At 40.2% G+C, this 13,330-nt stretch carries 13 protein-coding genes; 9 read left to right on the forward strand and 4 right to left on the reverse strand.

The window, feature by feature from the left end:
* The first annotated feature begins 54 nt into the window (after positions 1–54).
* Positions 55–1,146, forward strand: coding sequence for a redox-regulated ATPase YchF (gene ychF / locus GYM74_RS07110; protein ID WP_220217531.1), 1,092 nt, complete (start codon positions 55–57; stop codon positions 1,144–1,146).
* A gap of 156 nt (positions 1,147–1,302) precedes the next feature.
* A complete protein-coding gene (gene moeA / locus GYM74_RS07115) occupies positions 1,303–2,529 on the forward strand; it encodes a molybdopterin molybdotransferase MoeA (RefSeq protein WP_220217532.1) in 1,227 nt (408 codons plus the stop codon).
* Here the strand turns inward: moeA and GYM74_RS07120 are convergent.
* The 4 genes from GYM74_RS07120 to folB are packed head-to-tail and all read right to left on the reverse strand — an operon-like array spanning position 2,521 to position 4,608.
* Entirely contained in the window at positions 2,521–2,949 is a 429-nt protein-coding gene (locus GYM74_RS07120) for an EamA family transporter (protein WP_220217533.1), read from the reverse strand. The genes moeA and GYM74_RS07120 overlap by 9 nt on opposite strands.
* A gap of 1 nt (position 2,950) precedes the next feature.
* A complete protein-coding gene (locus tag GYM74_RS07125) occupies positions 2,951–3,157 on the reverse strand; it encodes a hypothetical protein (protein ID WP_220217534.1) in 207 nt (68 codons plus the stop codon).
* 59 nt (positions 3,158–3,216) lie between these two features.
* On the reverse strand, positions 3,217–4,209 hold the full coding sequence (locus tag GYM74_RS07130; protein WP_220217535.1) for an MBL fold metallo-hydrolase: 993 nt from the start codon (positions 4,207–4,209) through the stop codon (positions 3,217–3,219).
* A 30-nt stretch (positions 4,210–4,239) separates the two neighbouring features.
* The gene (gene folB, locus GYM74_RS07135; RefSeq protein WP_220217536.1) at positions 4,240–4,608 is read right to left on the reverse strand and encodes a dihydroneopterin aldolase; all 369 of its coding nucleotides are present in this window, start codon (positions 4,606–4,608) and stop codon (positions 4,240–4,242) included.
* A gap of 96 nt (positions 4,609–4,704) precedes the next feature.
* Between folB and rsmE the strand changes: the two genes are divergently transcribed.
* From rsmE to nifJ, 7 genes are all read left to right on the forward strand, one after another.
* Entirely contained in the window at positions 4,705–5,430 is a 726-nt protein-coding gene (gene rsmE, locus GYM74_RS07140; protein ID WP_220217537.1) for a 16S rRNA (uracil(1498)-N(3))-methyltransferase, read from the forward strand.
* Between the two features lie 203 nt (positions 5,431–5,633).
* Entirely contained in the window at positions 5,634–6,590 is a 957-nt protein-coding gene (gene gshB / locus GYM74_RS07145) for a glutathione synthase (protein ID WP_220217538.1), read from the forward strand.
* Positions 6,591–6,593: 3 nt separating this feature from the next.
* On the forward strand, positions 6,594–7,046 hold the full coding sequence (locus tag GYM74_RS07150) for a GNAT family N-acetyltransferase (RefSeq protein ID WP_220217539.1): 453 nt from the start codon (positions 6,594–6,596) through the stop codon (positions 7,044–7,046).
* A gap of 19 nt (positions 7,047–7,065) precedes the next feature.
* On the forward strand, positions 7,066–7,623 hold the full coding sequence (locus GYM74_RS07155) for a YqgE/AlgH family protein (protein ID WP_220217540.1): 558 nt from the start codon (positions 7,066–7,068) through the stop codon (positions 7,621–7,623).
* Positions 7,624–7,626: 3 nt separating this feature from the next.
* A complete protein-coding gene (gene ruvX / locus GYM74_RS07160) occupies positions 7,627–8,037 on the forward strand; it encodes a Holliday junction resolvase RuvX (RefSeq protein WP_220217541.1) in 411 nt (136 codons plus the stop codon).
* A 100-nt stretch (positions 8,038–8,137) separates the two neighbouring features.
* Positions 8,138–9,175, forward strand: coding sequence for a phosphoribosylformylglycinamidine cyclo-ligase (gene purM, locus GYM74_RS07165; RefSeq protein WP_255556103.1), 1,038 nt, complete (start codon positions 8,138–8,140; stop codon positions 9,173–9,175).
* Between the two features lie 334 nt (positions 9,176–9,509).
* Positions 9,510–13,052 (forward strand): pyruvate:ferredoxin (flavodoxin) oxidoreductase, encoded by a 3,543-nt coding sequence (gene nifJ / locus GYM74_RS07170; protein ID WP_220217543.1) that lies wholly within the window; start codon positions 9,510–9,512, stop codon positions 13,050–13,052.
* Positions 13,053–13,330 lie beyond the last annotated feature (278 nt).

Consider the following 13,330-nt stretch of genomic DNA (forward strand, 5'->3'; position numbering starts at 1 on the left):
TATAATTAGCCCTTAATTTTTTAAGATATTTAATGATAAAAGGTAACATACAGTATGGGATTTAAATGTGGGATTGTCGGATTACCAAATGTTGGTAAATCAACTCTTTTTAATGCACTAACCAAAGCAGGTATCGAGGCGGCTAACTTTCCGTTTTGTACAATTGAGCCAAATACAGGTGTTGTGCCAATGCCGGATCCGCGTTTAGATCAGCTTGCTGAAATTGTCAAACCACAGCGCACATTGCCAACCACTATGGAATTTGTCGATATTGCAGGTTTAGTAAAAGGCGCATCAAAAGGCGAAGGTTTAGGTAATCAATTCCTAGCCAATATTCGTGAAACCGAAGCCATTGGGCATGTAGTTCGTTGCTTTGAAAATGAAAATATTGTCCATGTAGCGGGCAAAATTGATCCGGCTGAAGATATTGAAATTATCAATACTGAACTCGCGCTATCCGATCTTGAAGCGTGTGAACGAGCGATCACTCGTTTACAAAAACGGGCAAAAGGTGGCGATAAAGATGCCAAATTTGAGTTAGAAATTTTAGAAAAATGTTTACCCCATTTAGAGCAAGGTAAAAAACTCTTGCTACTTGATTTAAGTAAAGAAGAGCTTGATGCCATTAAATACCTAAGCTTTTTAACCTTAAAACCAACCATGTACATTGCCAATGTAAACGAAGACGGTTTTGAAAATAATCCGTTTTTAGAAAAAGTGAAAGCGATTGCAGCTGAAGAAAAATCGGTTGTTGTGCCAGTTTGTGCCGCAATTGAAGCTGAGCTTGCAGAGCTTGACGATGCTGACCGTGATGAGTTTATGCAAGATTTAGGCTTAACCGAACCGGGATTAAATCGGGTAATTCGTGCAGGCTATAGCCTATTGAATTTACAAACCTATTTTACAGCTGGTGTAAAAGAAGTTCGAGCATGGACAATTTCAGTTGGTGATACTGCGCCACAAGCAGCCGGTAAAATTCATACTGATTTTGAGAAAGGTTTTATTCGGGCGCAAACTATCGCTTTTGATGATTTTATTAAATATGGCGGTGAACAAGGCGCAAAAGAGGCCGGTAAAATGCGTTCAGAAGGCAAAGACTATGTCGTACAAGACGGCGATATAATGAACTTTTTATTTAACGTTTAGCAATAAAATTGCGCCGCCTTAAGGTGGCGCAAACTTCAAGCGATTAAACCTAAGTTTCCAAGTTCTTTATCCTATCTTTTATACTGAAACGTAGTAATTTTCTGAAACTTCTTGACAAAAATCACCTAAGGACAATTTAATTAAGGTAGGACATCAATGTTACTGACTTTTGAACAAGCCACAAAAACCATACTTCAAACCGCTGCAATGACTTCGCCACTTAGTTGCGAGAAAGTGAGTTTAGAAAGCGCCCTGGATCGAATTACGGCTGAGCCAATTATTTCGCCAATGAACGTACCAAGCTTCAATAATTCTGCAATGGATGGTTATGCTGTCAGATTATCGGATGTAAATCAGTCCACAACACTACCTTTAGCGGGCACAATTTTTGCCGGTGATGATATCGCCAATTTACAGTGGCCAGAAGGAACATGTTTACGAATTATGACTGGCGCACCGTTACCTGCTCAGGCCGATGCGGTTGTTATGCAAGAACATACTGAAAAATCCACAACAGGCATCAGATTTTTAAATGATATTAAATCCGGTGATAATATTCGCCTTGCCGGTGAAGATGTTAAACAAGGTAGCATTATTGTTGATAAAGGTACACGATTAACCATTCCAACCCTCTCGACACTTGCCACCTTAGGCTTAAGTGAAATTATCGTTTATAGAAAATTAAAAGTTGCACTGTTTTCAACAGGTAATGAGCTTACTGCAATGGGTGAGCCGTTAGCCAGTCATAGCGCAATTTATGATAGTAACCGTTTCACTCTAAAGTTACTGCTAGGCAAATTACATTGCGAGATTATCGATTTAGGCATCATTGCCGATGATCCAATCAAAATCAAACAAGCGCTTGATTGCGCAGCGCAGCAAGCTGATTTAATTATCACCAGTGGTGGGGTTTCGGTGGGTGATGCGGATTATACTAAACAGGTCCTTGAAGCGCTGGGACAGGTAGATTTTTGGAAACTGGCAATCAAACCCGGTAAACCTTTTGCTTTCGGAAACATTAATAAAGCCCTTTTCTGTGGTCTGCCCGGAAATCCGGTCTCGACACTGGTCACCTTTTACCAATTAGTCAGACCGCTTATTTTTGCGCTTTGTGGTCAAAAAATTACAAATAATGATCTTACTTTTAAAGTTAAAACGGCAACTAATCTTAAAAAAAGTGTGGGTCGATTAGATTTTCAACGTGGCATATTGCAAATCAATTCAAGCGGTGAGTTAGAAGTAAGTTCAACTGGGCAACAAGGTTCACACTTGACCCAATCATTTAATCAAGCAAACTGTTTTATTTTACTTGAACAGCAGCGTGGCAATGTCAGTCAAGGTGAGTGGGTAACAGTGGCACTGTTTGATGCACTATTAAAATAGTGCCACTAAAATAGCGCCTGCAGCTATCATAGCAACGCCAATACCGGCGAGAAATGAAATCTTTTCGCCAAATAAGATCACCGCAAAAACAACGGCAAAAACGACACTGAGTTTATCAATCGGGGCAACTTGTGAAACTTTACCTTCTTTGATTGCCATAAAATAGAACAACCAGGATAACGCCCCGGCAATCCCACTTAACGCAATAATAAGTAATGCTTTTTTATCGTTAAAAAAGGTATTAATGAGATTTATCTTACCTTGAACAATAACCACGCCAACCAAAAAAACAGCCATCACAATCGCACGTATTGCAGTGGCCGTGTTTGCATCAAGATGCTGTAAGCCTATCTTACCTAGAATTGCAACAAAAGCAGCCGAAATTGCCGAAAGCAATGCATATATCAACCAAGCACTCATACTAATACCTGTCTATTTGAAACAAGTATTGCTGATTATTTGAGTTGCTTTCGCACTGTTGTGATTTATTCATTACACCACGGCAATCTTCCAAAACGCCATGAGCTTTAGACCAATGATATTTTTTACCCTGATCGTTTTTACCACCACAACCAACTAAAACGACACTCAAAGCGATACAAGATAACGCAAGTAATGCTGATTTCATCCTTTTCTCCTTTGTTAAAAATGTGGTTAGATAACGTCTATTTGCTGTAAACAGATAAACTATTTTAATCCATAACCTAAGCGATTGATAGTATGACTACCACCTATTTTTAAAAGATAAAACGCACGATCACCTTTTAACTCATTTAATAACGCTGGCGGTTCATCTAACGGTTCATCAGCCAATTCAAATGCTCCCCAATGAATAGCTACTGCGGTCTGACAGTGAAGCTGATCAAACAATAAAATCGCCTGATTGGGATCGATATGTTGAGATTGCATAAACCAACGTGGCGCATAAGCCCCTATCGGGATTAATGCTAAATCGATGTGTGCAAAACATTCGCCGATCTGTTTTAAAATCGGACTATAGCCGGTATCCCCCATAAAATAGACAGTTTTACATTGTTGTTTATCATCCACATTTGATTGAATCATCCAGCCACACCATAAAGCTTTGTTTACATCAAAAAGCCCACGATTACTCCAATGTTTGGCTGGCGTTGCCGTAAACGTTAACCCTGTCACGTTTACCGACTGCCACCAATCTAATTCGATGACTTGCTTTGCGCCCCACTTAGATAATTTCTTTTTTAAACCTAAAGGAACTAACATCACAACATTCGGAAAACGAGCCAACAGCTGGCGAATGCTATGATAATCCATATGGTCATAATGATTATGCGAAATGACGATTACATCGATAGTTGGCAATTGATCCGGCGTGATTGCCGGCAAGGTACGGCGCTTAGGGCCGATAAACTGGGAGGGTGAGACGCGTTTGGAAAACACCGGATCGGTTAAAATCCTTTTACCGTCAAGTTGAATTAGGGTGGTTGAATGACCAATCCACCAAACTCGATCATCCGTTAATGTCACATCAATCGGTTCACACCAAGTTTGATTAAATACTTGATATCCCCCTTTAGGCGGTAACACCTTGCGCTGACGACGCCAACGCCACGTATCGACTAATTTAATTTTAAACGGTTCCTGATTTTCAAAGCCCTTGCCCTTATGATGATTGGCAATCGACGGTGTTTTTTTGTTCATGATCAGATTATTTTACTCTTAATTAGTCAATCAATTGGCTGTGCGCTCGATCACAACAGCTACATTACCCGCATTTGCAATGGCATCGGGTTTTGAAACTTTAATTCTTAACCAATTCACACCAAATTTTTCTATCACCAGTTCCGCAATACGCTCAGCAACACACTCGATTAGTTCAAATTGGTTTGACTGTATAAAGGTGGTAATTGTTTGGCTAACCGCAAAATAGTCTAAACACAGTGACACATCATCAGTTTTGCCTGCCGGCTGATTGTCCCAAGCCATTTCAAGGTCGAGAATTAACTTTTGTTTAATGTTCTTTTCCCATTGATAAACACCGATTGTGGTAAATAGCGTTAATCCTTCAATTAACACTCGATCTTTACAATTTGTATTCATACTTATTCCACTGACTAATTAGTATTGAATAGAGATTACCGAATCTTATTAAATTACGCTATAATTTATTTTAAATTAAGCAAATTATTCACAACTATGACTCGAATTTTTCAGCCCTATACCATTGTTCAAAACAGCTCTATTACTCTTGATGATAATGCATTTAATCACTTGATCCGTGTTCTAAGAATGAAAGTCGGTGAAAATATTATCCTGTTTGACGGCTCTAATCAGATAACCCCAGCAACGATTAGCGAAATCACCAAAAAAACCGTGACGGTCAAAACGGCCAGCACCGTTTTGGATAATCGAGAATCGCCATTAAATATTCATCTCGGGCAAGTCATATCCCGTGGTGAAAAAATGGAATTTACTATCCAAAAATCGGTTGAACTTGGGGTTAACACCATTACCCCGCTACTTTCAGAACGCTGTGGCGTAAAGCTCGATCAAGACAGGCTTGAAAAAAAAGTTCAGCAATGGCAAAAAATTGTTATCTCAGCCTGTGAACAGTGCGGGCGAAACATCATCCCGGAAATCAAACCAGTTATGAAATTATCCCATTGGTGCGCCAGTTTAACCGAAGGCTTAAAACTCAACCTTCATCCTAAAGCTCAGCAAACAATAAACCAATTACCGTGCGATAATAAAACCATTAACTTACTCATCGGGCCTGAAGGCGGGCTTTCAGATGAAGAAATTGACATGACTCATCAACATCAATTCACCGATATCTTACTTGGACCTCGTGTATTACGTACCGAAACCGCCGCTCTTACCGCAATTACCGCCTTACAAGTCTGTTTTGGTGATTTAGGGTAATTTAAGCTAAATAGACAAGATAATAGATGTTTAATATTTGCATCTTAATCTGTAACAGGTATGATAGTGGATATCACACTTTATAAATAGTGATAAACCACTATCTATCCTAATGTTTCAGTCAAATCTAAACGCAAGAACAAGATAGTACAAGTCACCACCATAATTTCAGTAAAAAACAAAAAAATCAGTAAGGAGAGACCATGATTAAGCTTGGTATTGTTATGGATCGTATTAGTCATATCAAAATTAAAAAAGATACCAGTTTTGCCATGTTACTTGAGGCACAAAAACGAGATTACCAAATTTTTTATATGGAGATGAATGATCTTTTTTTACGTAATGGTGAAGCTTGTGCAACAACACGCAAATTAACTGTCTACAATAATGACGAACATTGGTTTGATACCAGTGATGAACAAACAATCGCACTTAGTGAACTTGATGTTATTTTAATGCGAAAAGATCCACCTTTTGATACTGAGTTTATCTATGCAACCTATATTTTAGAACGAGCAGAAGACAAAGGCGTACTGGTGGTCAATAAGCCACAAAGTTTACGTGATTGCAATGAAAAGCTCTTTACGGCTTGGTTTGCTCAATTTACGCCGGAAACGCTGGTGACACGTCAAACCAAACAGATTAAGGAATTCCACCAACAGCATGGCGATATCATTCTAAAACCGCTCGACGGTATGGGGGGATCTTCCATTTTTCGTATTAAACAAGATGATCCTAATGTGTCGGTGATCATTGAAACCTTAACTGAACACAATAACCGTTACTGCATGGCGCAAAACTTTATACCCGCAATAAAAGACGGTGATAAACGTGTATTAGTTGTTGACGGTGAACCGGTGCCTTATTGTTTGGCTCGCATTCCACAAAAAGGCGAAACCCGGGGTAATCTTGCCGCTGGTGGACATGGCGAAGTTAGAGCATTAAGTGAGAGCGATTGGCATATTGCCCGCAGTGTTGCGCCAACATTAAAACAAAAAGGCCTACTATTTGTAGGGCTTGATATTATTGGTGATAAATTAACTGAAATCAATGTCACCAGCCCAACTTGTGTTCGCGAAATTGAAGCGGCAAATCCCGGTCTTTCAATTACCGGAATGTTAATGGATGCAATCGAACACCGTTTAAATAAAAAGAGTTAAAAAATGATAAGAGAATTCCAAAGTACCGATTTAGATAAAGTAATGTCAATATGGCTTGAAGCAAATCTACAAGCACATGATTTTATCGATCCTGAATTTTTTAAACAAAATTTCCAATTAGTTAAGATGCTCATCCCGATGTCAACGGTCTATGTGCAAGACCTTAATGGTGTAAAAGGATTTATTGGGCTTACCGAAAACTATATTTCTGGCCTATTTGTTGAGCAGGCTTATCAACGACAAGGCACAGGAAAAGCGCTAGTGAATAAAGCAAAGCAACGTTTTAATGAACTACTGGTTCACGTCTATGAAAAAAACACAGCCGCTATTGATTTTTATCTAGCGCAAAATTTTGAAATAGTTTCAAAATCTCTCAATGAAGAAACCCAAGAAGCTGAATTATTAATGCGCTGTGTGGTTGAGCACAAAGTTAAAATTGGTCAATGCGCCTTATAAACTAAAAAAATGTGAGCATATGAACTTAAAAAATCATTTTATTATCGCCATGCCAACGATTGAAGACTCGTTTTTCAGTCGTTCAGTTGTCTATATCTGTGAGCATAACCGTGATGGTGCCATGGGTATTATTATTAACAAACCTATTTTAGATCTGAACGTTGAAACAGTCTTGTCACGTTTAGAAATCACCGCAAGCAAAAATTGTGCTGAGTTAGAGCATCCGGTTTTTTGCGGCGGACCACTTGCAGAAGAGCAAGGATTTATTTTGCATACCCCACAAAAAGGGTTTGCATCAAGTATTCAAATTTCTGATGATGTGATGATCACCACCTCGCTTGATGCACTAAAATCGATTGGCTCGCCTGAACAACCTAAAGATCTCTTGCTAACATTGGGTTATTCCAGTTGGCGCTCTTTACAACTGGAAGATGAAGTCGCCAGTAACGATTGGCTGGTCACCAAAGCTGATCCGCAAATTATTTTTGAAGTAGCGATTGACGATCGCTGGCAAAAAGCGGCAGAATCATTAGGTGTTAATATTAATACGATTTCACACCTAATGGGAAATGCTTAACCAATGGCAACCATTATTGCATTTGATTTCGGAACGGCGAGCATTGGCGCCGCTATTGGTCAAGATGTGACTAAAACAGCCAGTCCGCTTTGTGCTTTTAAAGCACGGGACGGCATCCCCAACTGGCAAGCTATCGAAAAAATATTAAATGAGTGGAAACCCGATTATTTAGTTGTCGGGCTACCGCTTAACATGGACGGAACAGAACAACCCTTAACGGCCCGTGCTCGTAAATTTGCTAACCGACTACATGGCATGTTTGGTTATCAAGTTCATTTGCAAGATGAACGATTATCAACAGTCGAAGCCAAATCGCATATTTTTGCTTCCGGTGGATATAAAGCGCTGGAGAAAGGTCGAGTCGATGCCACTTCGGCAATCATTATTTTAGAAAGTTGGTTCGACAATAATTAATCTTAAGAATTAAAAAGTTATTTTACAAATATTTGTTCGCTAATCAACATCTTCCTTGCTAAAATAATGACCAATTTTTCTATTGTAAGGATTGCTCCCCGTGTCAAACAACAATACTTTAAGTTATAAAGATGCCGGCGTCGATATCGATGCCGGTAATGAACTGGTTAATCGCATTAAATCTGTCGTAAAAGAGACCAAGCGACCTGAAGTTATGGGCGGTCTGGGTGGTTTTGGCGCCCTTTGCGCCATTCCACAAAAATATAAAGAGCCGATTTTAGTGTCCGGTACTGACGGCGTCGGCACCAAATTACGCCTTGCAATGGATTTAAACCGTCATGAATCAATTGGTATCGATTTGGTGGCAATGTGTGTTAATGATTTGATTGTTCAAGGTGCTGAGCCGCTATTCTTCTTAGACTATTATGCAACAGGTAAACTTAATGTCGATGTGGCAACAACGGTTGTAACAGGTATAGCCGAAGGCTGTAAACAGTCGGGCTGTGCGCTAGTTGGTGGTGAAACGGCTGAAATGCCCGGTATGTATCATGGCAATGATTATGATTTAGCCGGTTTTTGTGTCGGCGTCGTTGAAAAAGCCGAAATGATTGACGGAAGCAAAGTACAACACGGTGATGCTCTCATCGCCCTCGCCTCTTCGGGCGCCCACTCTAATGGCTACTCTTTAATTCGTAAAATTCTTCAAGTCAGTGGTGTCAATCCGGCGACTGAACAACTCGACGGCAAGCCCCTTGCCGATCATCTATTAGCCCCAACTAAAATCTATGTAAAATCGGTGTTGGATTTAATCGCACAAATCGATGTCCACGCCATTGCCCATATTACCGGTGGTGGTTTTTGGGAAAACATCCCACGAGTATTACCGGATAACACCCAGGCAGTCATCAATGAAAGTAGTTGGCAATGGCCAAGCGTATTTAATTGGCTTCAAAAAACCGGTAATGTTGAGCGCCACGAAATGTATCGTACCTTTAATTGTGGCGTTGGTTTAATCATCGCTTTACCGAAACAGCTTGCTGAAAAAGCAATTAATATACTCAGCAGCCACGGCGAAAAAGCGTGGGTGATAGGCGAGATTATCCAATCATCCGATAGCCAACGAGTTGTTATCAAGTAGTTTTATTCATTCAATATTATTCAATCTGTCAAAGATTGAGTAATATTGAACCATGTCATTAACAAGTGTCAAAAACAGTTGGCTTATTAATTATACAACGCCAATAAATCAGCAGCGATAACAAGCAAAATACTCAACAAACAAGCAATCTTTTTAGTAATAGCCATTGGCTTCCTGATCCTAACTCATACGCTTTTTGTAATAGGCAAATTCAACAAGTTATCCAAAAAATTTAACATAAAAATAACTAAAAGCTATCTTACTTTCTGGTACAATAGCGAAAAATTATAATAACTAAGTAATGTCGTAACACTATAAAACACAAGGTTTTTTAATGATCATATCAGATGCTAATAGTGCGGTATCATCCGTCGCTTATCGGGCAAACGAAGTCATTGCCATTTATCCAATAACCCCTAGCTCATCTATGGCTGAGCAAGCTAGCACATGGGCAGAATTTGATAAACCAAACGTATTTGGTGATATCCCTAAAGTGGTTGAAATGCAATCTGAAGCGGGCGCAATTTCGACCGTACACGGTGCGTTAATGACCGGTGCATTATCGACATCTTTCACCTCATCTCAAGGTTTATTATTAATGATTCCTTCGCTATACAAAATAGCCGGGGAACTCACACCATTTGTACTGCATGTGGCAGCACGTAGCATTGCCACGCATGCTTTATCAATATTTGGTGATCACTCCGATGTCATGGCAGTGCGACAAACTGGTTTTGCTATGCTCTGCTCAAGCTCTGTTCAAGAAGCGCAGGATATGGCGTTAATTTCACAAATTGCCACCTTAAACAGTCGTGTACCGTTTGTACACTTTTTTGACGGCTTTCGAACTTCTCATGAAGTGAATAAAATTCACCCTATTAGCGATGATGATATCCGCCAATTATTACCAACTGATGCCATTGACGCATTTCGTGCTCGTGCCTTAACGCCTGATAAACCGGTTACTCGAGGCACATCGGCCAATCCCGATACCTTCTTTCAATGTCGAGAGGCGGTTAATCCTTATTATCATCAAACTTATCAACATGTTGTTGATGCGATGCAGGCTTTTGCAAAACAAACCGGCCGCAAATATCAACCTTTTGAATACTACGGCGCAAATGATGCTGAACGTATTATCGTGATTATGGGCTCCGGTGCCAGCACCACAAAAGAAGTAGTCGATCATCTGTTGCAAAATAACGAAAAAGTTGGGGTTGTGATTGTTAGATTGTTCCGCCCTTTTTCAGCTAAACATCTACTGGCAGTTATCCCCGAAACGGTACAAAAAATTGCTGTATTAGATCGCACCAAAGAGCCAGGAGCACAAGCCGAACCACTCTATTTAGATATTATGACGGCCTTTGCTGAAAGTTTTTCTCAAGGAGAACGGCAAACACTACCGAAAATTATCGGCGGACGTTATGGTTTATCCTCAAAAGAGTTTGATCCACGTTGCGTATTGGCTATTTTTGCTGAACTAGTATCGGACAATCCAAAACCACGTTTTACCGTGGGTATTTATGATGATATCACCGGCTTATCTTTACCATTACCGACCGAATCCATCGCCCAAAAATCGGCACTTGAAGCGCTATTTTATGGACTCGGTAGTGACGGCACGGTTTCGGCTACCAAAAACAATATTAAAATTATTGGTGATAGTTCACCGTTTTATGTTCAAGGTTACTTTGTATATGACTCTAAAAAGGCTGGCGGGTTAACAACCTCGCATTTGCGAGTCAGTTTAGAACCGATTGATTCGCCTTACTTGATCACCAGTGCTCACTTTATTGGCTGTCATCAAGATCAGTTTATCGATAAATATCAGATCGTTGATAAATTAAAAGATGACGGTATCTTCTTACTTAACACCCCTTACAGTAAAGAGGAAGTTTGGCACCGCTTACCCAAAGAGGTACAAGTACAATTAATTAAAAAACGGGCACACTTTTATATCGTTAATGCGGCAAAAATTGCCCGTGAATGCAACTTAGGTGCCAGAATTAATACCGTAATGCAAGCGGCCTTCTTTCACCTGTCTGAAATCTTCAAAAATGATTTTAGTATTGCTCAATTAAAAGAGGTGATAGCAAAAAGCTACAGTAGCAAAGGACAAGATTTAGTCGAAAACAACTGGAAAGCGCTTGATTTGGCCATTGCTTCGCTTGAACAAATTCCATTAAGTTGTGTTGATCAAAGCAGTCAATCAATGCCACCGGCCGTACCGGATAATGCACCTGATTTTGTTAAAACGGTCACAGCAGCAATGTTAGCTGGCTTAGGGGACACTTTACCGGTATCGGCATTTCCGCCTGACGGCACTTGGCCGGTTGGCACAACAAAATGGGAAAAACGCAATATTGCCGAAGCAATCCCAATTTGGCAACCGGAACTTTGTACCCAATGTAACCATTGTGCTGTTGCCTGTCCGCATGCGGCAATCCGTGCCAAAGTTGTTCAACCCGATGAGATGTTAAATGCACCTGACACCTTACAGTCGCTTGAAGTGAAAGCAAGAGATATGAAAGGACAACGCTATGTATTGCAAGTCGCTCCGGAAGACTGCACAGGCTGTAACTTATGTGTTGAGGTTTGCCCGGCAAGAGACAGAAATAACTTCGAGATAAAAGCAATTAACATGCAATCACGAATCGATAACCTACAAACCCAGCGTACTAACTATAATTACTTTACCGCGTTACCTGATCGTGAAATGAAAACACTCGAACGGATCGATATTCGAACTTCGCAACTGCTTACGCCACTATTTGAATATTCCGGCGCTTGTGCTGGCTGTGGTGAGACGCCTTACATTAAACTATTAACTCAGCTGTACGGTGATCATCTGGCAATCGCTAATGCAACGGGTTGTTCATCTATCTACGGTGGTAACTTACCGGCTTCCCCGTATACCACCGATCGTAATGGGCGAGGTCCGGCTTGGGCAAACTCATTGTTTGAAGATAACGCTGAATTTGCTTTAGGCTATCGTATTAGCTACGATCAACACAAAAAACGCAGTTTGCGTTTGTTGGAACATGTTGCCGGCGAAATATCACCTGAAATTGTCTTAGCGCTACAATCAGCCGAAACCCCAATTGACGAAAAACGTCAGCAAGTTAAGATATTACGTGAACAACTTGCCCATATCGAATCCAATGAAGCAAAAGAGCTGATACAAAACGCCGATTATTTAATTGACAAATCAGTCTGGGCAATTGGTGGCGACGGTTGGGCATATGATATCGGATTTGGTGGGCTTGACCATGTGATGAGCTTAACTGAAAATGTGAATATCTTAGTGTTAGATACACAATGTTACTCTAATACCGGTGGTCAACAATCCAAAGCAACGCCAATGGGAGCGGTATCTAAATTTGCTGATTTAGGTAAGCATAAAGCGCGTAAAGATTTAGGTGTTAGCGTGATGATGTATGGTCATGTGTATGTGGCACAAGTCGCATTAGGTTCACAACTCAACCAAACACTAAAAGCCTTACAAGAAGCCGAAGCTTATAGTGGACCTTCACTGGTTATCGCTTACAGCCCTTGTGAAGAGCACGGCTACGATCTGTCTAAATCACACGAACAGATGAAAGATCTCGTCAAATCGGGCTTCTGGACACTCTACCGATACGATCCTCGCCGCATGGCAGAGGGTAAACCGGGACTGGTGTTAGATTCTAAAACGCCAAACAGTGAAGCATTGACCAACATCTTGCTGAAAGAGCAACGCTTCCGTCGCTTAGAAACATTAGAGCCGCAAGTTGCTGATACTTTACACGAACGCTCGACCAAAATGGTAGAGTCTAAATATAAATTCCTACAAATGTTAGCAACTTATTCAGATATCGAAACACCAGCTGATAGCTAGCTTAAGATAATATCTGATTAACAATCATAAGCCCTGTACTTATCAATTAATAAAGTAAGTACATGGCTTATTCTTTTCGTTTTACACGGCGGATAGGATTGCAAAAACCACTGTTATTATGCTCTACAATTCAGATGATATAGATGAACAATAACTCTGATCAAAATATAACTATTGGTAAATAATTAGTATGGTTAAAAAATAAGAATGGATAAACGATAAGATATGATTAAGAAGGTTTGATTGACAAATGGTTAGGTTAGAATAGAAAAAAGCGC

Origin of the sequence: Gilliamella sp. ESL0405 (assembly GCF_019469205.1) — a bacterium.
GTDB lineage: Bacteria > Pseudomonadota > Gammaproteobacteria > Enterobacterales > Orbaceae > Gilliamella.